Here is a 21,539-nt window from a genome sequence, read left to right as displayed (position 1 = left end):
ATGACCCCTGCCCGGGCAGCCGGCCTATCCGTCCTGTCCAACGCCTTTGTCATTGGCATTGAGCTTACGGCGGGGCTGGTCACGGGCTCGGTGGCCATCCTTGCGGGGGCGGCGAATAGTCTGCTGGACCTCATGGCGGCCCTGGTGGCCTTCTTTGGCCTGCGGTTTGCCTACCAGCCACCGGACTCGGGCCATCCCTTCGGTCACGGCAAGGCCGAGAACGTCGCCGCCTTCGTGGAAGGGCTGCTCATCCTGGTGGGGGCAGGGTGGGTCATCTACGAGGCGGTGCAGAGGCTCCTGAGAGGGGCGCAGTTGCAGTTCCTGGAGGTGGGGATGGGAGTGATGCTCTTCTCCGTGCTGACAAATCTGGTGGTCTCCCGCTTCCTCTACCGCATGGCTCGCCAGCACGATTCCCTGGCCCTTGAGGCCGATGCCCGCCACCTCACTGCCGATATCTATACCTCGCTGGGGGTGGTGGTCGGGCTCGGGGCCGTCCGACTCACGGGCTTTGAGCTCCTGGACCCGCTGATTGCCCTGGGAGTAGCCGTCCTCATCCTCAAGTCAGCCTGGGAGGTGGGTAGGAAGTCCTTCCCTGGCCTGGTTGACGCTCGCTTGCCCGCCGAGGAGGAGAGGGTCATTACCCAGACAATCGTCGAGCATTACCAGGAGTTCATTGACTTCCACCAGCTGCGCACGCGCCACTCGGGCAAGACTCACCACGTGGAGCTACATCTGGTCCTGTCGGGGAGGATGAGCCTGGAAGAAGCCCACCGGCTGTGCGACCACCTGGAAGCTGATATCCAGGCGCGTTTGCCCGACACCTCGGTGATTATCCACTGCGAGCCGCCCCTGGAAGAGCCCCCCCCGCCCCGCGTCCAGACCGGCTCCCCGTGACCCTGGGCCTCTACTTACACATCCCATTCTGCGCCTCCCGCTGCCGATACTGCGACTTCGTTACCTGGGCAGGGAAAGACCACCTCATCCCCGCCTATCTAAAGGCCCTCGTCCGGGAGATAGAGGGCTTCCGGGGAAAGGGGCTGGTGGCAAAGACTATCTTTTTCGGGGGCGGCACCCCCAGCCTTCTGAAGGCGGAGGAAATCGGGGGCTTTCTCAAGGCGTTTGAGGGGAGTTCTCGGGTCCTTCCCGGGGCGGAGATAACCCTGGAGGCCAACCCGGCGGACGGGGGGCTGGACTACTTCAAAGCCCTGCTGGGGCTGGGGGTGAACCGCCTCAGCCTGGGGGCACAGAGCTTTGATGACGGGGAGCTGAGGCTCCTGGGCAGGAGGCACCGGGCCGGGGATACAGCCCGCACCTTCGCCCAGGCCCGCGAGGCTGGGCTGGGGAATATCAGCCTGGACCTTATCTACGGCCTCCCCGGGCAGGGGCTTGGGGCCTTCCGGCACAGCCTGGAGTCGGCCCTGGCGCTGGGGCCGGAGCACCTCTCCCTCTATGCCTTGAGCCTGGAGGAGGCGACCCCCCTGGAGAAGGCGGTCTCCCTGGGGGACCTCCCTGCCCCCGACCCCGACCAGCAGGCGGACATGTATCTCCTGGCAGAAGCGCTTCTTGACGAGGCCGGCTACCGGCACTATGAGCTTTCCAACTGGGCAAGGCCGGGGAGGGAGTGCGTCCATAACATCATCTACTGGGAGGGTGGCCCCTACCTGGGCCTGGGGGCGGGGGCACACTCCTACTTGATGGGCGTCCGCTCCGCCCGGGTCTCCTCAATAGAGGAATATATCCAGAAGGTGGAGGCGGGGGAGTCCCCCGTTGCGGAAAGCGAGGAGATGGGCCCGGAGATGGAGAGGGCGGAGGCCATGTTCCTGGGGCTCAGACTAATAGAGGGGATAGAGGGCGGGGCCTTCGCCCGGCGCTTTGGCGGGCCGCCCCGGTCATTCTTCGGCCCGCAGATAGAGGAGCTTGTGGGCCTGGGCCTCCTGGAAGAAAGGGAAGGCCATCTGCGCCTCACCCCCCGCGGCCGCCTCCTCGCCAACCAGGTCTTCTGCCGCTTCGTGGGGTAGAGGAGGACACACGTCCAGGCGACAACGCGGTTCGCACTACTGGATAGCGCGCAGGTTCCACAGACCGAGTCTTGATTCACAGTATTTGCGAAGGTCTCCATAATAGCGGTGAAGCTTCTCGTCAGGCTCCTTGCCAGACTTACCAAAGGATTGCTCTTCGCTGACGACGAATCTGTAGGCTCGTTCGACCATCTCTGGAGCAACCGCTCCGGGAACTGCTTTCACACCTTCACCCATGGGGTCGAGGATGAGCGTATCTGTATAGTCCGTTGTGACTAGGTTTCTGCAATCTTGGATGCTGTGTTTTGTATGCCTACCTTCCAAACTATCTGAACATCTCTTCTCCAGGTCGTCGAGATGATCCAGCAGGCCTTTGCCAATTATGATACGGGGGCATCCTGCATTTTTTTCAAGTTCAAATACTCGCACGTTCACTGGTCCGTAGACTTCCTCTTTGGCTATTTCCGTTCCCAACCCAACTTCCACTGCTCCTCGAAATGGCTTTCGCTTGGCCAACGCCCATATGAACATGCCGCAAATACTGAACAAAGAACCGTAGATGGCAAGGGTATGCGCGCCCCAGGACTGTTCATGCCAGCAAGGGACCGTCATGAAGTATGAATCGGAAAAGCCCCGACGCCATAGGGTTGTCCGCTTGCGCTGTTCTGCCCACGCTCTCTGCTCGGGCTTGAGACCGTCGAGCAAACCGGTTGGCTTCGCGGCCATCTCGAACAATGTGTCAAACTGCCCTCTTAGGTCCTTCACATACGCGGACGTCTCCGAGAGAATACCTGCGACAGCCTTCCTTTCGGCGTCATTCTTCGGAAGTGAAACCAACTGCTTAAGCCTGTCGCGCTGACCTACTATGTCGATAAAGGCAACAAAATAGTAGCCAAGTATCGTTCCTGCCATGTTGGTCTACAGCCCGTTCCTGGCCTTGATTATCTGGAGCAGGGCAGATATAGAGGGGGGCTGGTAGCTGGGAGGGGGGCCGAGGGGGTCGGGGGGGTCCTCTTCCCCCAGGAGCACCCGCAGGGTGGCAGCCACCGAAGAGGCCAGGGCCTCCAGGTCATAGCCCCCCTCCAGGGCGAAGAGGAGCTTCCCCTGGCACAGGTCCCGGGCCATATCCTTGAGCAACTTGGCAATGCGGGCGTAGCCCTTGACCGAAAGGTTCATGCCGGCAATTTGGTCCCGCCAGTGGGCATCGTAGCCGGCGGAGACCAGAATGAGCTCGGGCACGAAGCGTTTGGCGGCGGGCAGGAGGACCTCCTGGAAGGCCCGGAGGAACTCCTCATCCCCGCAGCCGGGGGGTAGGGGGATATTGATGGTAATCCCCTCCCCCTCGCGGGCACCCCTCTCCTCCAGGGAGCCGGTGCCGGGGTAGAGGGGTACCTGGTGGGTGGAAAAATAGAGGACATTGGGGTCAGTGTAGAAGAGGTCCTGGGTGCCGTTGCCGTGGTGGACATCAAAGTCCACGATGAGGAGCCTCTGGACCCAGTGGTTGAGGGCATACTTTGCCGCGATGGCCAGGTTGTTAAAGAGGCAGAAGCCGCCCCCCTGCCAGAAGGAGGCGTGGTGGCCGGGGGGCCTTACCAGACAGAAGGCCGAGTCCACCTCTCCGCCCATCACCGCCTCCAGCCCCCGCAGGACTCCTCCGGCGGCGTAGAGGGCCACCTCGTAAGAACGAGGGGAAACCATGGTGTCCGCATCCGCCCAGCCCCCGCCTCTCCGGGCCGTGGCCTCCACCCGCTGGATGTGCTCCGCGGAGTGGGCCAGGGCCAGCTCCTCGGTGGTGGCCTTCCTGGGGGAGAGCATGTGGAGCCGGGAAAGGAGCCCATCCTTTTTCAGGAGTTCCATCACCGCCTTCAAGCGGCGGGGGTTCTCCGGATGGGTTCCGGTATCATGCTCCAGGTAGATAGGGTCATAGACCAGCCCGACCTTCATCGGGGGATAATATACCACAAGCCCGGGGCGGTTTCGCCATCAGGAGCGTCCAGGGAAGGCTTCCATATCTGGCGTGGGTCGCAGGGGCCAGACTCTCCCCGGAAAGAATACGGGGCGAAGTCAAAACTGGGTATTGCGCCAGCAAGCCTCTTATTGACAGGCAGGGGCACCGAGCTTAGGATAGGCAAGCTGTGGCAGCGTTCTGGGATTCCCTGCTCGTGAGCTTTGTCCCCCTATTTGTGGCCATTGATGCCGTGGGCACCTTGCCGGCGGTCATCAGGCTCTCCGAGGGGATGGGGCGGAGGGAACGCCTCCGCCTGGTGAATGTGGCCATCTTTACCGCATCGGCTGTGGGGCTGGTTTTTCTCCTCCTGGGCCGGGCCATCCTCAGACTCCTGGCAATCTCGGTGGGCCATTTTGCGGTGGCCGGGGGGCTTTTGCTCCTGGCCTTCTCCGTCCGGGACCTGGTGATGGGCAAGATGGTGGACGAGCCCTCAAAGGAAGAGATGGTGGCGGTGGTGCCTATTGGCACGCCCCTCACCGTGGGACCCGCTACCCTCACCACCCTTTTCCTCTTGAGCGACCAGTACTCCCTGCCCCTAGTGCTCCTGGCCTTTGCCCTGAACATGGCGGCGGCCTGGCTTATCTTCCTTCAGGCCAGCGCGATTGCCAGCTTTCTGGGCCGGGGGGGGTTGAGGGCGGTATCCAAGGTGGCCAGCCTCCTCTTGGCCGCCATCGGGGTGCGGATGATCTTCCGCGGGATTGAGCTGGTGCTGGGGTAAAGCTCAAGCCCCGAGAAATACCCCCTGAAAGTCTGACACCCAGGAGCTTTGGGACATGGCTCCTCATTCCTTACCGGGAAGAGGATGTACTTTATTACTCAGAGGAGGTAGTACTAAAGAGGCATTGAACCAGGCCCAGGAACGCAGTAAATTCTCAGTAAAGGGAGAGTCCTTGCAAGAGGGGGCTGGAAATGAAAAGACCTAATATGAATAGGGGCTTCACCCTCATTGAGCTTCTGGTGGTCGTGGGGATTATGGCAGCCCTGGCCGCCATAGTGGTGCCCAATGTGGCCCGGTTCGTGGGCACGGGTGAGGACGAGGGGGCCGACTGGGAGCTGAATACCCTCCAGTCCTCCATGGATACCGCTATCACCTATTTCGGCTTTACCACCGTAGAACCTTCTCCGGTGGGAGGTGTTTCTGACTTCTCATCAGCCGGCGGGGGTGATATTGACGAAGATGCGGTGGGGACGGCCTACCTCTATGGGGATTTGGCGGGCGCCTTCTTGAGGGTGCGCTACGCTAAGTACGGCCCCTATCAGTGGGACAGCGCCGGACGCATCTCCAGAGTCCCCTAGTAGGGGGCCTGGCGGCCCGCCTTTCCGGCTTCCCGTATTCGGCCCGTGCTTCTTCCGCTGAATGCACTGAGGGGCGTACTTGCAGGACCATGCTGCCTTCGGGATAAGACTGTTTCAGCCCGCTGGTGGACCTCAACTGGCCATGCCGGGCTGGCTCTGGCACAGCGCGCCGGGTTACTGGTTGAGGAACAAGATCTTGTGCCAGTCTTGATAACAATAAATACCTTGGAATGCTATACCAACCCCAAATCCATAGAATAGGTCCCCGGGCAAGAACCACGTGCCTGTCAAGAGCGTGAGACCCATCGTCGCTGAAGAAATAAGCCAATGGTGCAGGTGGGCCTTGCGCTTCCTTAGAGGAAAAGCGATGGAGGGAATCCTGCCTCGTTTACCGGTCGCTTTGCCACCGAAGTATTTAGCTATGATGAATCCGGAAAGCAACCATGCTAGAAAGGCATGATATCCAAGGACGATGCCAGCGCAGAATACCGGGAGACTAATGAGACTTCTCTTCCTCCTGGAGCCCAGTGCTCTAAGGAAGTTCCTGGCAGCTTCTAAGAACATACACCTCCTCGGTCTGTCATCTTGCCCTTCTCATCTGGGCTATTCTACAGGGATGGCTCACCTAAATCAATAGACGGAAGTCCTGGCCAGCCGGGCATGCATTATACCAGAACTTGGCATAGTTTTTAACAAGGGCGTGGGAGGCCCATCGTGGGCCAAACACTTCTCACTGTTTTCTTGCCCCTTGCCAGTGGGGGCTGATATACTCTCTGTGGCCCCCATCGTCTAGTGGCCTAGGACACCGGCCTTTCAAGCCGGTAATCAGGGGTTCGAATCCCCTTGGGGGCATTCATTTTCTCTCCCGCCTGCCAGTATTGACACGGTTGCCAAGAAGTGGTAGAGTCGGCAAATGGTTGCCGTTTGGGTAACACGTTTGAAACAACAGGACTGAAAAGAAGGAGGTCTTTGTGACTCTGAACCGGGCCAATGCCAGCGTTGCCACCCTCACCACGAACCGGGTGGCGCCCTCTCCCTCGGGCATATGTGTCACCTGTATTGATGGCTGTCCGGGCTACTGTGAGGTGGGCCGGTCGGCGGTCAAGGGCAGGGCGGTGATGTACCCCCAGCCCTTCGGCAAGGTCATCGCCGGGTCGGAGAAGGAATTCCCCGTCGACTTCTCCCACTTCAACATCCAGGGGAGCTGCGTGGGGGCAGTGGGGGCGGCTGCGGACTCCGACAAGGCCCTCTTCCCCAACGTGGACGTCTCCACGAAGGTCGGGGGAAAGGACAAACTCAAGCTGCGGGTGCCCTTCTTCTCCGGGGCCATGGGCTCCACCGAGATAGCCCGGGTGAACTGGGAGGGCTGCGCTGTGGGGGCCGCCATCGCCGGCACCATGGTGGTGATAGGAGAGAACGTCTGCGCGATGGACCCTCAGGCCGAGATTAAGAGCGGCCGCATAGTCCGCTCCCCGGAGATGGAGAGGCGTATAAAGACCTTCAAGGACTGGTACGACGGCTACGGCGCCGTGGTGGCGCAGTTCAACGTGGAGGACGGGCGGCTCGGGGTGCCGGAGTATGTCGCCGAGAAGCTGGGGGTGGAGGTCATAGAGATCAAGTGGGGGCAGGGCGCCAAAGATATTGGCGGTGAGGTGAAGCTCCCCAGCCTGGAGAGAGCCCTCCAGCTCAAGAAGCGGGGCTATATTGTCCTCCCCGACCCGGAAGACCACTCGGTCCAGGAGGCCTTCAAGACTGGAGGCTTCCGGGAGTTCGAGAGGCATTCCCGGCTGGGGATGGTGGATGCGGGGGGCTTTGTGAAATCCGTGGAGCACCTGAGGAACGCGGGCGCGAAGTACGTTTTCCTCAAGACGGGGGCCTACCGTCCCCGGGACCTGGCCCTGGCGGTGAAGTGCGCCTCCGAGGCCAGGATTGACCTGCTGACGGTTGACGGCTCGGGGGGAGGCACCGGCATGAGCCCGTGGCGGATGATGAACGAGTGGGGCGTGCCCACGGTGTACCTGGAATCCCTGCTCTACGACTACCTGGGCAGGCTGGCTAAGAAGGGGGCCTTTGTCCCCGACTGTGCCATCGCCGGGGGGCTCTGCCTGGAAGACCACGTCTTCAAAGCGATCGCGATGGGCGCCCCCTACGTGAAGGGGGTGTGCCTTGGCCGGGCCACGATGCTGGCGGGGATGGTGGGGGGCACGCATGGCCGCTTTGTCGCCGGGAAGAATGGGGACAACCCTGAGGAGCGCCAGGCGGGCCTGCTCAGGGTCTTTGCCGGGGCGGCCCAGCTCAAGGAGAAATACGGCAAGGACTTCGTCCGCATACCACCGGCCGCCATGGGCATTTACACCTACTATGACCGGTTGGCCACTGGCCTCCAGCAGCTCATGGCCGGGGCCCGAAAGTTTGCCCTGCCCCATCTGGAGCGCAGTGACCTTATGGCCCTCACCCGGGAGGCTGCTGAAGTCTCCGGTATCCCCTATGTTATGGATGCCGACAGGGATGAGGTAGGCAGGATTCTGGGAGGATAGGAGGCACTATGACAAAGGTCCTTTGCCCCCGCTATTGTCCGGTCCCCTATTGTGAACCTGTATGCCCCACCAATGCCATTCGCATCAGCGACCAGAAGGTGGAGGTCATCCCCGCCCTGTGTATTGGCTGCGGCCTGTGCCGAAAGAGCTGCATAACCTGGAGCCTGGAGAAGCCCCTGGAGCACAAGAGCGTTCAGTGGATGATGAGGGACTCCAAAGAGCCTGTGGCCGAATCCCTCTGATTTCCCCTGGAAACTTCCCCCGGCCAGGGCTATGCTGGTGGGAGGGGCGATGATAGGGCAGGATAGGGTGGAGGTAGAGAGGAAAATTATCTCCATCCTCAGGGTGCTGCGGGACTCACCGGAGTTGGTGGGGGCCAGGGTTATTGCCCGCCGGCTCAAGGGTCACGGCGTGGAGCTGGGGGAGCGGGCGGTGCGCTACCACCTGAAGATTATGGATGAGAGGGGCCTCACCCAGCTTGTAGGCCGGGATGGCCGGGTCCTCACCCTACTGGGGGAGGAGGAGCTCCAGAATGCCCTGGTAGGGGATAAGGTGGGCTTCGTCATCTCCAAGATCGAGTCCCTGGCCTTCCGCACCACCTTTGACTGCAAGAGCCGCACCGGTCTGGTGCCCATGAATATCTCCTTTTTTCTCCGGAGCGACTTCAAGAAGGCCCTCCCGGCGATGAAGGAGGCCTTTGAGGCGGGTCTTTGCGTGAGCCCCCTGGTAGCTGTAGCCCGTGGGGGGGAGAGGTTAGGGGATGTCCTCGTCCCCCAGGGCCAGGTCGGCTTCGCCTCGGTATGTAGCATCGTCGTCAATGGCTGCCTGCTCAAGGTTGGCATTCCCATGGACTCCCGTTTCGGCGGCCTTCTCCAGATAAGGGACAGGAAGCCCTACCGCTTTGTTGAGCTGGTTGAATACTCGGGGTCTTCCCTGGACCCCTCGGAGATATTCATCACCAGCCGGATGACCAGTGTCCTGGAGGTAGCCAGGAAGGGGGAAGGGAAGCTCTTGGCCAACTTCAGGGAGGTCCCCGCCCTCTGCCGTCCCCTGGCGGAGGAGGTGGTGGTGGGATTGAGGAAGGCTGGACTGGGGGGCCTCCTGGTCACGGGGGAGGTAAGCGAGCCCTGCTGTCAGATACCGGTGAGCCTGAACAAGGTGGGGGTGGTCCTCCTGGGCGGCCTTAACCCGGTGGCTGCGGCGGTGGAATCGGGGATTGAAGTCCACAGTTTCGCTATGAGCGGGGTAATAGACTACCAGGACCTGGTCAACTTCCGGGAGCTATAGCCGAACTCCCCAGCGGCGGGTATGGTCCTCCTTCAAGCGCTGGAAGAGGGCCTGGAAGGGGGCTGAGGTAAAGGGGTCGGTGGTCATGATGATGCCATCCTCGTGGTTATCGGAATAGTATCCCCGCCGCACCCCCAGCCGGCGGAAGCCGCATTTCTCATACAGGGCCTGGGCGGCCAGGTTGGAGACCCTGACCTCCAGGGTCATCATCCCGGCCCCCAGCTCCTGGGCCCTCTCAATAGCCTTGATGAGGAGTAGCTCGGCGATGCCCTGGCGGCGATAGGCTTCCCTTACAGCCACGGTAGTGACGTGGGCCTCATCATAGAGCATCCATATCCCCCCCACCGCCACCACCAGGGGGGCCTCCCCCCGCGGGGGCTGGCTGCGGAGAAGGCGCCAGAACCAGCCCCTTCTTGCTTGAGGGCTGGATGGTATGCCCACCTTGACCTTATCGTCCCTGGCGACGAAGTAATGGGCCAGGCGGTTCTGCAGTTCCCGTCGGAAGGAGGTGGGGGGCCACTGGGTGGGGAAGGCCTCCCTTTCTATCTCCATAACCTGGTCCACATCGGCCAGAGTCATTGCGCGCACCGAAATAGACATCCGATGACCTCTATTTTAGCACGACTATTTTGCCACGACTATCCTCTTTTGTCCTCATCCGTTATTATAATTGGCGTGGGAGGCGCCATTGCAGGATGAAGAGGGCCTGGTCAGTAGGGCCAAGAACGGGGACCGGGAGGCCTGGGGCAGGCTCTATGAGGAGAATTTTGACAGGATCTATCGCTTTCTGGCAGCGCGGTCGGAAGGGGCCATGGAGGCGGAGGATATGACGGAGCAGGTGTTCCTCAAGGCCTACCAGTCCCTGGATAGCTTCCGGTGGCGGGGGGTGGGGTTTGCTCCCTGGCTCTTCCGCATTGCCCGGAACCAGGCCATTGACAGCCAGAGGCGGAAGGGCTCGGAGCAGAAGTTCCTCTCCAATCCCCCTCCCCCGCCAGAGGAAAAGGACCCGGAGGCGCTGGTGGAGGAGAAGGCAAGGCTGGAGGAGGTCTTGGGCCACCTTCCCCGCCTCACTCCGGCCCAGCAGGAGGTTATAAAACTGCGCTTTGCCGCCGAGCTTTCCATTCAGGAAGTGGCCCAGGTGCTGGGGAAGAGCCCGGGGGCAATAAAGGCCCTCCAGCACGCTGCTATTGAGGCCCTGCGCCAGAGGCTTGGCTATGGATGAGAAGATTGTAGACGCCCTGAACGACTGCCTGGAGAGGCTGGCCCGGGGGGAGGCCCTGGAGGCCGTCCTGTCCCGCTATCCTGATGCCCGGCGGGAGCTGGAGCCCCTCCTCAAGGCGTCTCTTGTCACCCGGAAGGCCCTGGCCGGGATAGCCCCACCGCCGGGGGCCCGGGCCCGCGTCTGGACCCACCTCCAGCCAGCCATGAATGGCAGGAGCCGGCCCCGAGCTTCCCAATTGGCCTGGCTACGCCCCTGGGCCGTGGCAGCAACCTCCTTGTTTCTGGTCTTTATGCTGGCGGGGGGGACGGTGCTGGCCTCGGCCAACAGCCTTCCCCACCAGCCACTTTACCAGGTAAAGCTAGCGGCGGAGCAGGCCCAGCTGGCCATCACCCCTACGGAAGCGGGCAAGGCCAGGCTGGAACTTGCCCTGGCCGAGAAGCGGGCGAGGGAGATGGTGGCCGTGGCCCAGCTTAACCGTCCCCAGGACCTGGAGAAGCTGGCCGAACGGCTGGAGCGTCACCTGGAGAAAGTGGCAGGTCCCGACGTGCAAGTCGCACCGACCTCGCCAGCTGGCCTGCCATCCCCCGAGCCGTCAACCGAACAGGTCGCTGACGGGGCAGCCGGGTTAGCCGCTGCCCCTGCCACGCCATCCCCCACTCCCCAGGCAGCGTTGGCCTTGGAGCCGACGCCAACTCCTGGGGTGGCGGCCACCCCCGAGGTCACTCCCAGCTTCGGGGTCAGCGTCACTCCCCAGGCGACGCCTGCTTTTGCGGTGGCGGCCACCCCCCAGCCAGTGCTGACCCCAGAGGTTAGCCCCGTGGTGCCGACCCCCGAGCCGGCTCCCACTCCAGTGGCGGCGCCCAGTGCTGCGGTTACACGTACCCCTGAGCCGACCCCCACCCCTGAGGTGGCGCGGGCCCCTGAGCAAGTGCCCGGCCCACCGCCCCAGGCTGAAGGCCGGGGGGAGGACGAAAAGCCCGAAAGGGGGGAGCCGGAGAAGGCAGGGCCCGATAGGACGGTCACCCCTGAGGTAACGGCCACGCCGCGGGCGGCGCGCACTCCCGAAGTGACCGCCACGCCGCGGGCGACGCGCACACCCGAGGGGGCGAAGACCGCGAAGCCGGAGCCGGAGAAGGCTGCAAAACCCGTGAAGCCGGAGCTGGAGGCCCGGCTGGAAGATGGGGCCCGCCTTCAGGACGAGCTACTGGAAGAGCACCTGGACAAGGTCCCACCCGAGGCGCGTGAGTCCCTCCGCCAGGCCCTGGAGAAAAACCGCGATAACTACCAGAAGGCTCTGAAAAGGCTACAGGACAAGCGCGACGAGAAAGATAAAGACTAGCGGGCCCTCTCCCCGCTGGCGAGGATAAGAGTGCCTCCCTCAATCAGCCGAACCCCTTAGCCTTCCTCCTTGAGGGAGTCCGTTATCTGGGTGAGCCTTATTCCGGAAAAGCGCTCGTATTCGCTGTAGATACAGCCACAGTAGTTCTGGCGGTAGAGGCCCAGCTCTTTGCTCAGGCGGCGGCTTTCGGAAAAATGGGGGCGGAGGTCGGCATATAAGAATCTTATCCCCTTCTCCCTGGCCACCTCCTCCCCCGCCGCCTTCAGGAGCTCGTGGTCCTGGTACGGGGAGATGAGTAGGGTGGTGCTAAAGGCATCCAGGCCCTGCTCTTTGGCTGTCTCCGCCACCCGGCCCAGGCGGAGGTGGAAGCACTGTCCGCAGCGCTGGCCCTCCTTCCCCACCAGCCGGCGGATAAACTTCACCATCTCATACCCGGGGTCCTGAAAAAGGGGGACCCCAGCTCCCTTCAGGAACTGTTCCAGGGCCTGAAAGCGCCGCTGGTGCTCCAGGTAAGGGTGGATATTGGGGTTGAACCAGAAAGCCGAGAGCTCCAGGCCTTCCTTCCTCCAGTGCTCCAGCGTATAGGTGGCGCAGGGGCCGCAGCAGGTATGGAGGAGGAGGTTAGCCACCCGGCCTGGGAGCGAGGGGTTCGTTCAGGCGGACGACGAAGGCATCCCAGGAGCCAGCGTTGGTCTGGCCGGGGAAGGCGCCATAGGTATGGCCTACCACGATGATATTTCCTGACCCATCCACCGCCACCGAAGTAACCGGGTCTGACTGGGAGGTTCCGAACTGGCGGGTCCACAGCTCGGCTCCCGAGGGGCTGAGCTTCCGCACAAAGGCATCGTGGGCGCCAGCCGAGGTCTGGCCGGGCAGGGTACCCTCTGTGATGCCCGCCACGAAGGCGTTTCCTGTCTTGTCCACGGCTATCCCGAAAGCCTCATCTGCAAGTGAGGTTCCGAACTGGTGGGTCCACAGCTCGGCTCCGGCCGGGCTGAGCTTCCGCACAAAGGCATCCCAGGAGCCAGCATGAGTCTGGCCGGGCAAGGTGCCCCACGTGTAGCCTGCCACGAAGATGTTCCCTGACCCATCCGCCGCCACCCCAAAAGCCCTATCTGAATCGGTGGAGCCAAACTGGTGGGTCCACAGCTCGGCGCCCTCCGGGCTGAACTTCCGCACAAAGGCATCCTCAAGACCAGCCGAGGTCTGGCCGGGCAGGGTGCCATACGTGTAGCCTGCCACGATGATGTTTCCTGACCCATCTACCGCCACCACATTAGCCCTATCTGTGGCGGTGGAGCCGAACTGCCGTGTCCACAGCTCGGCTCCGGCCGGGCTGAACTTCCGCAGGAAGGCATCCTCAAGACCAGCCGAGGTCTGGCCGGGCAGGGTGGCATCTGCACCGCCTGCCACGATGATATTTCCTGACCCATCCGTCGTCACCCCGAAAGCCCAGTCCGGCTCGGATGAGCCAAACTGGCGGGTCCACAGTTCGGCTCCCGAGGGGCTGAGCTTCCGCACAAAGGCGTCGTCCAAGCCGATATTGGTCTGCCCGGGCAGGCTGCCATCTGTGTGGCCCACCAGGATGACATTTTCTGACCCGTCCACCGCCATCGCCAAAGCCCCGTCCGAACCGGAGGAGCCAGACTGGTAGGCCCGCAGGTCGACGCCCGCCGGGGTGAATTCCTGCGCAAACATATCCCAGGAGCCAGCCGAGGTCTGGCCGGGCAGGGCACCCTGTGTAGCACCTGCCACGATGATGTTTCCTGACCCGCCCACCGCTGCCGCATTACCTCTATCCCATTCGGGGGAGCCGACATTGCGGGTCCAGGCTGCAAAGGGAACAGGTGCAGCCGTGGGCGTGGATGTTGGGGTGGGCGTGGCTGCTGGAGTAGGCGGGGATGTTGGAGTGGGCGTGGATGTTGGAGTGCGTGTTGGTGTGAAACTGGCCACGGGTGTCGGGGTGGGGGTGACAGGAGTGCGAGAGCCGCATCCTGCCAGGGCGAGGAAGAGGAGCACCCCGGCCACCCTGGCCAGAGAATTGCCCGCACTACCCATCATTTCTAAACCTCCTGTCCTCGCTGAGGGGAATCAAGCTATGGCTTTGAAGCTCCATCGGAGCCTCCCTCCGTGGTTGAGAAAAGGCCCGGCTGGGCTTCCTTTTTGTAGGGCAGGCACAAATGCTGGTAGGCCAGGCGGGTGGCCAGCCGTCCCCGGGGGGTCCTCTCCAGGAAGCCCAGTTGAAGCAGGTAGGGCTCGTAGACATCCATAATGGTATCCGGCTCCTCGGAGATGGCGGCGGCGATAGTCTCCAGCCCCACCGGTCCCCCCTCAAACTTCTCAATAATGGTCAACAGCACCTTCCGGTCAACCTCGTCCAGGCCGGTATGGTCCACCTCCAGCCGGGCCAGGGCCTCCTGGGCCACCTTCCGGGTGATGACCCCCTTGGCCCTCACCTGGGCATAGTCCCGCACCCTCTTCAAGAGGCGGTTGGCCACCCGGGGGGTGCCCCGTGCCCTTTTTGCCAGCTCCTCCACTCCGCCTTCCTCTATCTCCACCTTCAGCACCCGGGCAGAGCGGCGGATGATGGAGGCTATGGCCGGCTCATCGTAGAAGTCCAGGCGGTAAACGGCACCGAAGCGCTCCCGTAGGGGGGAGCTGAGGAGGGCAAAGCGGGTGGTGGCCCCAATGAGGGTGAAGGGGGGAAGGGTGAGGCGGAGGCTGCGAGCCCCCGGCCCCTTGCCCACCACCAGGTCCAGGGCAAAGTCCTCCAGGGCGGGATAGAGCACCTCCTCCACCATCCTGCCCAGGCGGTGGACCTCGTCAATGAAGAGGATATCATCCCTCTTGAGGCCGGTGAGGATGGCGGCCAGATCGCCGGCCCTCTCTATGGCGGGGCCGGAGGATGGACGGATGCTCACCGCCATCTCGGCGGCGATGATATAGGCCAGGGTGGTCTTGCCCAGGCCGGGGGGGCCGAAGAGGAGGATATGGTCCAGGGGCTCCTTCCGCTTCTGGGCCGCCTCAACGGCGATTTTCAGGTTCTCCTTGACCTTCTCCTGCCCGATGAACTCGGCAAGCCGGCGGGGGCGGAGGGAAGCCTCAAAGGCCTGGTCCTCGGTGGTGGGCTTGGCCGATACCAGCCGCTCCATAGGAACGATTATATCACGGCGGTCTATTGGGGCGCTGGCCGGAGCGAAAAGGGGGGATTCCAAAGGGGCTTGGCCCCTTTGGCGGGGGCCTGGGGGTGTCCCCCAGAAACGAGTGAGTTCCCCCCTCCCTTAGTAAGGAAGGGGGGACAGGGGGGATGGTTGCCCCTTCCCTTGACGCTCTCTGGATGGGGCTTTAAGATAGGGGCAAAGACTTAGGGAGGTGGCCCATGCCCTGGATAGCTAAGGAGCTCAAGCCCGCCAAAGAACTCACCGGTATCTCCAAAAAGCAGATTGAACAGCACCACGATGTCCTCTACAGGGGGTATGTCAACAAGCTCAATGAGATCGAATCCAAGCTCACCACCGCCCCCCCGGCGGAGGCCAATGCTACCTACAGCCTTATCCGGGAGCTGAAGAGGGAGGAGGTCTTTGCCACCCAGGCCATTAGGCTCCATGAGGGCTACTTTGGGAACCTGGGCGGGGACGGTGTCCCAAAGGGGATCGTCCTGGACCTGATTAGGGAGGACCTCGGCTCCTGCGAGAAGTGGGAGGAGGAGTTCCGGGCCCTGGGCATCGCCGCCAGGGGCTGGGTGGTCCTGGCCTTTGACTGGGCCGACAAGAAGCTCCGCAACTACCTCTCTGATATCCACTCCGACGGCGTCTGGGCCTGTTCCCCCCTGCTTATCCTGGATGTCTATGAGCACGCCTACTTCATAGACTACGGCACGGGGAGGAAGGCCTATATCGAGGCCTTCATGAAGAGCATCAACTGGGATGTGGTCAACCAGAGGGTCAAGGACCTCAACCTTGTGGAGCATCGCCGGAAGAAGGCCTAGATGAGCCAGAGCCGGGCTGAGTGGGAGGAGGCCAGCCTCAAGCCCTTCCTTAAGCGCTTCCCGGCAAGACAGGCCCGGTTCACCACTCCCTCGGGCCTGGAGGTCCACCCCCTCTATACCCCGGAGGATGTCAGGCCCGACTATTACTCCATCGGCTTCCCGGGAGAGTACCCCTTCACCCGGGGCATCCAGCCCACCATGTACAGGGGGCGCCTCTGGACCATGCGGCAGTATGCCGGCTTTGCCTCCGCCGAGGAGTCCAACAAGCGCTATAAATACCTCCTGTCCCAGGGCCAGACGGGGTTGTCCATCGCCTTTGACCTGCCCACCCAGATGGGCTATGACTCCGACCACCCCCTGGCCCGGGGTGAGGCGGGGAAGGTGGGGGTCCCCATCTCCTCCCTGGCCGATATGGAGGCCCTCTTCCACGACATCCCCCTGGACCAGGTCTCCACATCTATGACCATCAATGCCACCGCCCCTATCTTACTGGCCATGTATATCGCCCTGGCCAGAAAACAGGGGATAGGCCCCGAAGTCCTGGAGGGCACCATCCAGAACGATATCCTCAAGGAGTATGTGGCCCGGGGCAACTATATTTTCCCCCCCAGGCCCTCCATGAGGCTCACGGTGGACATCCTGGAATACAGCGCCCGGCATCTCCCCCGCTGGAACCCCATCAGCATCAGCGGCTATCACATGAGAGAGGCCGGCGCTACGGCCACCCAGGAACTGGGCTTCACCCTGGCCCACGGCATTGCCTATGTCCAGGCGGCCATGGAGCGGGGGCTGGAGGTGGACAGCTTCGCCGGCCGTCTCTCTTTCTTCTTCGCCTCCCACAATAATCTCTTTGAGGAGGTGGCCAAGTTCCGGGCCGCCCGGAGGCTCTGGGCCCGGACAATGAAGGAGAGGTTCGGGGCCAAAGGCCCCCGCTCGTGGATGCTGCGCTTTCATACCCAGACGGCTGGCTCCACCCTCACGGCCCAGCAGCCCCATAACAACATTGTCCGCACCGCTATCCAGGCCCTGGCGGCGGTCCTGGGGGGGACCCAGTCCCTCCACACCAACTCCTGGGACGAGGCCTATGCTACTCCAAGCGAGGAGGCGGTGACCATCGCCCTCCGCACCCAGCAGGTCCTGGCCCACGAAAGCGGGGTGGCCGACACCGCCGACCCCCTGGGGGGAAGCTATCTGGTGGAGTCCCTTACCGACAGGATAGAGGCGGAGGCCCGCAAATACATAGAGCGGATAGACTCCCTGGGCGGGGCGGTGGCCGCTATTGAGCAGGGCTTTGAGCAAAGGGAAATCCAGGAGGCATCCTACCGATACCAGCAGGAAATGGAGAAGGGGGAGAGGGTGGTGGTGGGGGTGAACAAGTTCGTTTCCCCCTTCCCCAAAATCATGGGCACCCTGCGGGTCAGCCCCCAGGACCAGCAGCGCCAGCTCGCCCGGCTGGCGGAGGTGAAGGCAAAGAGGGACCAGGCAAAGGCCCAGGCCGCCTTGAAGCGCCTGGAGGATGTGGCCCGGAGCGGGGAAAACACCATGCCCGCCATTCTGGAGGCGGTGGAGGCCTACTGCACCCTGGGGGAAATCTGCGCTGTCCTGAGGGCCGTCTTCGGCACCCAGCAGGAGCTCCTGGTCCTTTAGGGAGAGGGATGATTAAGAAAATTCACCATGTTTCGGTAGTGGTAAGAAACCTGGAAGAGGCCCTGAAGCTCTATGAGGGCCTCTTCGGCCTCAGGCCGGAGAAGATAGAGGCTCTCCCGGAGCAGGGGGTGAGGGTGGCCCTCCTCCCCGTGGGGGGCTCGGAGATTGAGCTTGTTGAGCCGCTGGACCCCAACAGCGGGGTGGGCCGGTTCCTGGAGAGCCGGGGGGAGGGGCTGCACCATATCTGTCTTGAGGTGGACGATGTGGACCGGGAGCTGGTGGAGCTTGAGAAAAAGGGGGTCCGGCTTATAGACAAGAAGGGGAGGTCGGGTCTGGTGGGGAAGGTGGCCTTCATTCATCCTGAGGCTACCCGGGGCGTGCTCATAGAGCTGGCCCAGAAGGTGTAGGCCGTGAAGGAAAAGGTCCGGGTGCTGATAGCCAAGGCGGGCCTGGATGGGCACGACCGGGGGGCCAAGGTGGTGGCCCGGGCCCTCCGGGACGCCGGGATGGAGGTCATCTACACCGGCATACACCAGACCCCGGAGATGGTGGTCCAGGCCGCCGCCCAGGAGGACGTGGACGTGGTGGGGCTCTCCATCCTCTCCGGTGCCCACCTTGAGCTTCTCCCCCAGATAATGGAGGGGCTGAAGAAGAAGGGCAGAGATGATGTGATAGTGGTAGTGGGGGGCATCATCCCCGAGGAAGATATCCCCCGGCTCAAGGCCCTGGGCATAGCCGAGGTCTTCGGTCCCGGCACCCCCACCCCCCAGATTGTCCAGTTCATCACGGAAGCGGTGAAAAGAAGGCGGGAAGGGTAAGCCCCGTTTCTACTTCCTCTCCTCCACTATCATCCTGGCCCCTGAGGCGGGCAATAACATTACTGTTGAAGGGGGGAGGGGGGCTGTGTATAATCTCAATTGCCAGAAATGATTGACACCGGAGAAATCCGCCGCGGGAGCACTATTGAGATAGATGGGAAGCTCTACCAGGTGGTGGACTTCCACCATATCAAGGTGGGGCGGGGCTCCGCCCAGGTGAGGATGAAGCTCCGGGACCTTCGGGAGGGGCACACCATCGAGCGCGTGGTCCAGGCGGGGACCAAGTTCATCCTGGCCCGCCTGGAGCGCCGGCCCATGCAATACCTCTACCATGATGGGGACCTCTACTTCTTGATGGACCAGGAGACCTTTGAGCAGACCCCTCTGCCCAAGGCTCACCTGGAGGAGGCCCTGCCCTACCTCAAGGAAGGCCACGGCCTGGAGCTTCTCCTCTACAAGGAGGCGCCCGTAGGGGTGGAGCTGCCCTCGGCGGTGGAGCTGAAGGTGGAGGACACAGGCCCTGCCTATAAAGGGGATACTGCCCAGGGCGGCCGCAAGCCGGCCCGGCTGGAGACCGGCCTTACCATCCAGGTCCCCCTCCACATCAGCCCGGGGGACACCATCAAGGTGGATACCAGGACCGGCGAGTATCTGGAGAAGGTGAGCTAGGCCTTGCTCCGGGCGGACCTGCACCTCCATACCTGCTACTCGCCTGACTGCCGCCTCCCCCTCCGGGAGCTCCTGCGGCGCTGTGGGGAGGTGGGGATAGACTGCCTGGCGGTTACTGACCATGGGACCATAGAGGGGGCCCTGAGGGTGAGGGAGATGGCCCCCTTCTCGGTCATTGTGGGCGAGGAGGTGATGACCAGGGAAGGGGAAGTCCTGGGCCTCTTCATGGAGAAGACTGTCCCCTCCGGCCTCACCGCCGCCCAGACCGTGGAACTCATCCGCGAGCAGGGGGGGCTGGCCGGGGTCCCCCACCCCTTTGACCGCTTCTACCGCTCATGCCTACGGCGGGATACCTTGCTGGACCTCCTCCCCCAGCTCCAGTTTATAGAGGCCTTCAATGCCCGCTCCCTTTTTCACCGGGACCAGGCCCAGGCCTTTGCCCAGAGCCATGGCCTCCTCATGACGGCGGGGAGCGATGCCCACACCCTCGGGGAGGTGGGCCGGGCCTATGTGGAGATGCCGCCCTTCCAGGGCCCTCAGGGATTCCTGGAGTCCCTGGCCAAGGCGAAGATTGGGGGGGGCACCACCTCCCTCTGGGTGCACTTCCTGGGCCCGTGGCAGAAGTTCCTCAAAGCCCTGGGGCGCTGATGCTCAGGCTGGGGTGGCTCTCCACGGGCAGGGACCAGGCCGCCAGGGACCTCTTAGAAACGGTGTGGGAGGCCATAGGGCGGGGCGAGGTCAAAGCGGAAATAGCCTTTGTCTTCTCTAACCGGGAGCCGGGGGAGGCTGGGGAGAGCGACCTGTTCTTTGGGCTGGTGAAAGGCTACAAGATACCCCTCCTCACCCTTTCCTCCTCCAGCTTTGGCATCTCCGGTCCTTCCCGGAGGCTGGAATACGATAGGAAGGTGATGGGGAAGCTGAGGCGTTTCAAACCGGACCTCCTGGTCCTGGCGGGCTATATGCTCATCCTGGGGGAGGAGATGTGCCAGCGCTACCCCATGATAAACCTCCACCCCGCCGCCCCCGGAGGCCCCAAGGGGACCTGGCAAGAGGTCATCTGGCAGCTCATCCGGGCAAGGGCGCGGGCCTCGGGGGTGATGATGCACCTGGTGACCCCCGAGCTGGACGAGGGGCCACCGCTGACCTTTTGCACCTATTCCCTGCGGGGGGCGAGGTTTGACCCGTTGTGGAAGGAGGTTGAGAAACTCCCCTGGGAGGAGGTCCGGGCCAGGGGAGAAGACCTGCCCCTCTTCCAGGCCATCAGGGAGGAGGGGCTCAAAAGGGAGTTCCCCCTCATCGTGGCTACCCTGCGGGCCCTGGGGGAGGGGAGGGTGAAGATAGAGGGGGGGCGGGTCCTGGACCGGCAGGACAGGGCTATCCCTGGCCATAATCTCACGGCGGAGATAGAAAAGGCCCTGGCCGGGAAGCCGGGATGAAGATTGTGGCCTTTGACCTGGAAGGCCCCCTTTCCCCCAATGACAATGCCTACGAGCTGATGGGACTCTTCCCCGGGGGCAGGGAGGTCTTCGAGGCCGTGAGCCGCTATGACGACCTGCTGACTCTGGAGGAGAGGCCGGGCTATGAGCCGGGGGACACCCTGGGCCTTATTGTTCCCTTTCTCCTTCGCCACGGGACCACCGAGGCCCAGATTGTCCGGCTGGCCAGAAAGGCCAGCCTCACGCCGGGTGCCCAGGAGCTGATAGGCCGGCTCATGGGGATGGGATGGCGGGTCCTGTGTATTACCACCACCTATCGGCCCTATGCCCGGGCCATCGCCCGCCGTCTGGATATCCCCGCGAAGGACGTGGCCTCCACCCCTCTCCCCCTGGACCAGTACCGCCGGGCCTTTGCCCTGGAGAGCCTTGAGCCGGTAGAGAGGGCTGAAAAGGCCCTGTCATCCCTTCGCCCGGAGAGGGATGATGAGAAGATAAAAGCCCTCCTGGACGATTTCTACTGGAGGGTGCTGGCTGCCTCCCCCCTGAAAGTGCTCCTGGAGGAGGTGAGGCCGGTGGGAGGGAGAAGAAAGGTGGAGGCCCTGAGAAAGCTCGTAGGGGATACCTCCTTTGGGGAGGTGGTGGTGGTGGGGGACAGCATCACCGACTTCCCCCTCTTCCGGGTGGTGGGGGAGGCGGGGGGCCTGGCAGTGGCCTTCAATGCCAACCAGTATGCCCTTCCCTATGCCACCCTGGGCCTGGCCGGGGAGAGCCTCTTTCCTCTGGAGGGGGTGCTCCTGGCCTGGGAGGAGGGAGGAAGGGAGGGGGTGAGGGCCTTTGTGGAAGCGGGAGGAGCAAGAGGCCTCCACTGGCTGGTGGGAAAGAAAGAAAGGCCCCTGGAGCTCCACCAGCACTACCGCCGGCTGCTGCGGGCCAGAGCGGGGGAGCTGGGATGAAGCCTGAAGTGGTGGGCCTGGGGGCCATGAACCTGGACCGCCTCCTCCGGGTGGAAAAGATTGTCCGGGAGGGGGAGGCCCCCGTCGAGGGGATGCTCCTGGCCCCGGGGGGCTCGGCGGCTAACACCATCTACGCCCTGGCCCGCCTGGGGGTGGCCACTGGCTTCATCGGAGCGGTGGGGGATGACGAGGAGGGCCGAAGGCTCATCGCCGACCTGGAGGGACAGGGGGTGGATACCAGCCACATAGCCGTTAAGCCCGGCGTCCCCACCGGCACCATCTTTGGCCTGGTGGACAAGAAGGGCCACCGCTCCCTTTATG

General features: G+C 63.0%; 25 protein-coding genes and 1 tRNA gene. 19 read left to right on the top strand and 7 right to left on the bottom strand.

What is annotated here, in order from left to right; all coding sequences use genetic code 11:
* Both KJ624_07720 and hemW read left to right on the top strand, forming a co-directional pair.
* Positions 1–894, top strand: a complete 894-nt coding sequence (locus tag KJ624_07720) for a cation diffusion facilitator family transporter (GenBank protein MBU2009704.1) — start codon at positions 1–3, stop codon at positions 892–894.
* Positions 891–2,018 carry a radical SAM family heme chaperone HemW gene (gene hemW, locus KJ624_07715; protein ID MBU2009703.1) on the top strand — a complete coding sequence of 376 codons (1,128 nt, stop codon included), beginning with the start codon at positions 891–893 and terminating at the stop codon, positions 2,016–2,018. Before KJ624_07720 ends, hemW begins: the two co-directional genes overlap by 4 nt.
* A gap of 36 nt (positions 2,019–2,054) precedes the next feature.
* On the opposite strand, the gene KJ624_07710 is transcribed toward hemW, so the two are convergent.
* Both KJ624_07710 and KJ624_07705 read right to left on the bottom strand, forming a co-directional pair.
* Positions 2,055–2,930 carry a hypothetical protein gene (locus KJ624_07710; protein MBU2009702.1) on the bottom strand — a complete coding sequence of 292 codons (876 nt, stop codon included), beginning with the start codon at positions 2,928–2,930 and terminating at the stop codon, positions 2,055–2,057.
* Between the two features lie 6 nt (positions 2,931–2,936).
* On the bottom strand, positions 2,937–3,962 hold the full coding sequence (locus KJ624_07705) for a histone deacetylase (protein ID MBU2009701.1): 1,026 nt from the start codon (positions 3,960–3,962) through the stop codon (positions 2,937–2,939).
* A 191-nt stretch (positions 3,963–4,153) separates the two neighbouring features.
* Between KJ624_07705 and KJ624_07700 the strand changes: the two genes are divergently transcribed.
* Both KJ624_07700 and KJ624_07695 read left to right on the top strand, forming a co-directional pair.
* The gene (locus KJ624_07700) at positions 4,154–4,744 is read left to right on the top strand and encodes a MarC family protein (GenBank protein MBU2009700.1); all 591 of its coding nucleotides are present in this window, start codon (positions 4,154–4,156) and stop codon (positions 4,742–4,744) included.
* Between the two features lie 191 nt (positions 4,745–4,935).
* Positions 4,936–5,322 (top strand): prepilin-type N-terminal cleavage/methylation domain-containing protein, encoded by a 387-nt coding sequence (locus KJ624_07695; GenBank protein ID MBU2009699.1) that lies wholly within the window; start codon positions 4,936–4,938, stop codon positions 5,320–5,322.
* A gap of 174 nt (positions 5,323–5,496) precedes the next feature.
* On the opposite strand, the gene KJ624_07690 is transcribed toward KJ624_07695, so the two are convergent.
* The gene (locus KJ624_07690; GenBank protein MBU2009698.1) at positions 5,497–5,886 is read right to left on the bottom strand and encodes a hypothetical protein; all 390 of its coding nucleotides are present in this window, start codon (positions 5,884–5,886) and stop codon (positions 5,497–5,499) included.
* 214 nt (positions 5,887–6,100) lie between these two features.
* Between KJ624_07690 and KJ624_07685 the strand changes: the two genes are divergently transcribed.
* The 4 genes from KJ624_07685 to KJ624_07670 all read left to right on the top strand — a co-directional run bounded on the left by KJ624_07685 (position 6,101) and on the right by KJ624_07670 (position 9,146).
* A tRNA-Glu gene (locus KJ624_07685) sits at positions 6,101–6,174 on the top strand.
* Between the two features lie 119 nt (positions 6,175–6,293).
* A complete protein-coding gene (locus KJ624_07680) occupies positions 6,294–7,859 on the top strand; it encodes an FMN-binding glutamate synthase family protein (GenBank protein ID MBU2009697.1) in 1,566 nt (521 codons plus the stop codon).
* 8 nt (positions 7,860–7,867) lie between these two features.
* Positions 7,868–8,101: a hypothetical protein gene (locus tag KJ624_07675; GenBank protein MBU2009696.1), complete on the top strand. Its 234-nt coding sequence runs from the start codon at positions 7,868–7,870 to the stop codon at positions 8,099–8,101.
* A 49-nt stretch (positions 8,102–8,150) separates the two neighbouring features.
* On the top strand, positions 8,151–9,146 hold the full coding sequence (locus KJ624_07670) for a DUF128 domain-containing protein (protein ID MBU2009695.1): 996 nt from the start codon (positions 8,151–8,153) through the stop codon (positions 9,144–9,146).
* Here KJ624_07670 and rimI read toward each other — a convergent pair.
* Positions 9,141–9,746: a ribosomal protein S18-alanine N-acetyltransferase gene (gene rimI, locus KJ624_07665; GenBank protein MBU2009694.1), complete on the bottom strand. Its 606-nt coding sequence runs from the start codon at positions 9,744–9,746 to the stop codon at positions 9,141–9,143. The genes KJ624_07670 and rimI overlap by 6 nt on opposite strands.
* 88 nt (positions 9,747–9,834) lie before the next feature.
* Between rimI and KJ624_07660 the strand changes: the two genes are divergently transcribed.
* Both KJ624_07660 and KJ624_07655 read left to right on the top strand, forming a co-directional pair.
* Positions 9,835–10,368: an RNA polymerase sigma factor gene (locus KJ624_07660; protein ID MBU2009693.1), complete on the top strand. Its 534-nt coding sequence runs from the start codon at positions 9,835–9,837 to the stop codon at positions 10,366–10,368.
* The gene (locus KJ624_07655; protein ID MBU2009692.1) at positions 10,361–11,707 is read left to right on the top strand and encodes a hypothetical protein; all 1,347 of its coding nucleotides are present in this window, start codon (positions 10,361–10,363) and stop codon (positions 11,705–11,707) included. Before KJ624_07660 ends, KJ624_07655 begins: the two co-directional genes overlap by 8 nt.
* A gap of 56 nt (positions 11,708–11,763) precedes the next feature.
* Here the strand turns inward: KJ624_07655 and KJ624_07650 are convergent, their stop codons facing one another.
* Genes KJ624_07650 through ruvB form a run of 3 tightly spaced genes read right to left on the bottom strand, consistent with a single transcriptional unit; the run spans position 11,764 to position 14,859 of the window.
* Positions 11,764–12,336 (bottom strand): epoxyqueuosine reductase QueH, encoded by a 573-nt coding sequence (locus KJ624_07650; GenBank protein MBU2009691.1) that lies wholly within the window; start codon positions 12,334–12,336, stop codon positions 11,764–11,766.
* On the bottom strand, positions 12,329–13,768 hold the full coding sequence (locus tag KJ624_07645; protein ID MBU2009690.1) for an SBBP repeat-containing protein: 1,440 nt from the start codon (positions 13,766–13,768) through the stop codon (positions 12,329–12,331). The genes KJ624_07650 and KJ624_07645 overlap by 8 nt, the downstream gene beginning before the upstream one ends.
* 35 nt (positions 13,769–13,803) lie before the next feature.
* Positions 13,804–14,859: a Holliday junction branch migration DNA helicase RuvB gene (gene ruvB, locus KJ624_07640; GenBank protein MBU2009689.1), complete on the bottom strand. Its 1,056-nt coding sequence runs from the start codon at positions 14,857–14,859 to the stop codon at positions 13,804–13,806.
* 227 nt (positions 14,860–15,086) lie between these two features.
* Here ruvB and KJ624_07635 point away from each other — a divergent pair, with 227 nt between their 5' ends.
* The 9 genes from KJ624_07635 to KJ624_07595 all read left to right on the top strand — a co-directional run.
* The gene (locus KJ624_07635) at positions 15,087–15,695 is read left to right on the top strand and encodes a superoxide dismutase (GenBank protein MBU2009688.1); all 609 of its coding nucleotides are present in this window, start codon (positions 15,087–15,089) and stop codon (positions 15,693–15,695) included.
* Entirely contained in the window at positions 15,696–17,342 is a 1,647-nt protein-coding gene (locus KJ624_07630) for a methylmalonyl-CoA mutase family protein (protein ID MBU2009687.1), read from the top strand.
* An 8-nt stretch (positions 17,343–17,350) separates the two neighbouring features.
* Positions 17,351–17,749 carry a methylmalonyl-CoA epimerase gene (gene mce, locus KJ624_07625; GenBank protein MBU2009686.1) on the top strand — a complete coding sequence of 133 codons (399 nt, stop codon included), beginning with the start codon at positions 17,351–17,353 and terminating at the stop codon, positions 17,747–17,749.
* A 3-nt stretch (positions 17,750–17,752) separates the two neighbouring features.
* Positions 17,753–18,160, top strand: coding sequence for a cobalamin B12-binding domain-containing protein (locus tag KJ624_07620; protein ID MBU2009685.1), 408 nt, complete (start codon positions 17,753–17,755; stop codon positions 18,158–18,160).
* 108 nt (positions 18,161–18,268) lie between these two features.
* On the top strand, positions 18,269–18,829 hold the full coding sequence (gene efp, locus KJ624_07615; protein MBU2009684.1) for an elongation factor P: 561 nt from the start codon (positions 18,269–18,271) through the stop codon (positions 18,827–18,829).
* A 3-nt stretch (positions 18,830–18,832) separates the two neighbouring features.
* Positions 18,833–19,477, top strand: coding sequence for a PHP domain-containing protein (locus tag KJ624_07610; protein ID MBU2009683.1), 645 nt, complete (start codon positions 18,833–18,835; stop codon positions 19,475–19,477).
* The gene (locus KJ624_07605; protein ID MBU2009682.1) at positions 19,477–20,265 is read left to right on the top strand and encodes a phosphoglycerate transporter; all 789 of its coding nucleotides are present in this window, start codon (positions 19,477–19,479) and stop codon (positions 20,263–20,265) included. Before KJ624_07610 ends, KJ624_07605 begins: the two co-directional genes overlap by 1 nt.
* Positions 20,262–21,218 carry a hypothetical protein gene (locus tag KJ624_07600; GenBank protein MBU2009681.1) on the top strand — a complete coding sequence of 319 codons (957 nt, stop codon included), beginning with the start codon at positions 20,262–20,264 and terminating at the stop codon, positions 21,216–21,218. The genes KJ624_07605 and KJ624_07600 overlap by 4 nt, the downstream gene beginning before the upstream one ends.
* Positions 21,215–21,539 (top strand): carbohydrate kinase family protein (locus tag KJ624_07595; GenBank protein MBU2009680.1); only part of this gene is annotated, 325 nt, incomplete at its 3' end. The genes KJ624_07600 and KJ624_07595, both read left to right, overlap by 4 nt.

This window comes from Chloroflexota bacterium, assembly GCA_018825785.1.
Classification (GTDB): domain Bacteria; phylum Chloroflexota; class Dehalococcoidia; order JACVQG01; family JAHKAY01; genus JAHKAY01.
This window is presented reverse-complemented; position numbering and strand designations above follow the sequence as displayed.

Bases quoted from the DNA above. Each gene is read 5' to 3' on its own strand.
- KJ624_07695 (MBU2009699.1), top strand. From the start codon at position 4,936: ATGAAAAGACCTAATATGAATAGGGGCTTCACCCTCATTGAGCTTCTG.
- KJ624_07655 (MBU2009692.1), top strand. From the start codon at position 10,361: ATGGATGAGAAGATTGTAGACGCCCTGAACGACTGCCTGGAGAGGCTG.
- rimI (MBU2009694.1), bottom strand. From the start codon at position 9,746: ATGTCTATTTCGGTGCGCGCAATGACTCTGGCCGATGTGGACCAGGTT.
- KJ624_07690 (MBU2009698.1), bottom strand. From the start codon at position 5,886: ATGTTCTTAGAAGCTGCCAGGAACTTCCTTAGAGCACTGGGCTCCAGG.
- KJ624_07600 (MBU2009681.1), top strand. From the start codon at position 20,262: ATGAAGATTGTGGCCTTTGACCTGGAAGGCCCCCTTTCCCCCAATGAC.
- KJ624_07635 (MBU2009688.1), top strand. From the start codon at position 15,087: ATGCCCTGGATAGCTAAGGAGCTCAAGCCCGCCAAAGAACTCACCGGT.
- KJ624_07630 (MBU2009687.1), top strand. From the start codon at position 15,696: ATGAGCCAGAGCCGGGCTGAGTGGGAGGAGGCCAGCCTCAAGCCCTTC.
- KJ624_07675 (MBU2009696.1), top strand. From the start codon at position 7,868: ATGACAAAGGTCCTTTGCCCCCGCTATTGTCCGGTCCCCTATTGTGAA.
- KJ624_07705 (MBU2009701.1), bottom strand. From the start codon at position 3,962: ATGAAGGTCGGGCTGGTCTATGACCCTATCTACCTGGAGCATGATACC.
- efp (MBU2009684.1), top strand. From the start codon at position 18,269: ATGATTGACACCGGAGAAATCCGCCGCGGGAGCACTATTGAGATAGAT.
- KJ624_07605 (MBU2009682.1), top strand. From the start codon at position 19,477: ATGCTCAGGCTGGGGTGGCTCTCCACGGGCAGGGACCAGGCCGCCAGG.
- KJ624_07720 (MBU2009704.1), top strand. From the start codon at position 1: ATGACCCCTGCCCGGGCAGCCGGCCTATCCGTCCTGTCCAACGCCTTT.
- ruvB (MBU2009689.1), bottom strand. From the start codon at position 14,859: ATGGAGCGGCTGGTATCGGCCAAGCCCACCACCGAGGACCAGGCCTTT.
- KJ624_07670 (MBU2009695.1), top strand. From the start codon at position 8,151: ATGATAGGGCAGGATAGGGTGGAGGTAGAGAGGAAAATTATCTCCATC.
- KJ624_07710 (MBU2009702.1), bottom strand. From the start codon at position 2,930: ATGGCAGGAACGATACTTGGCTACTATTTTGTTGCCTTTATCGACATA.
- mce (MBU2009686.1), top strand. From the start codon at position 17,351: ATGATTAAGAAAATTCACCATGTTTCGGTAGTGGTAAGAAACCTGGAA.
- KJ624_07645 (MBU2009690.1), bottom strand. From the start codon at position 13,768: ATGATGGGTAGTGCGGGCAATTCTCTGGCCAGGGTGGCCGGGGTGCTC.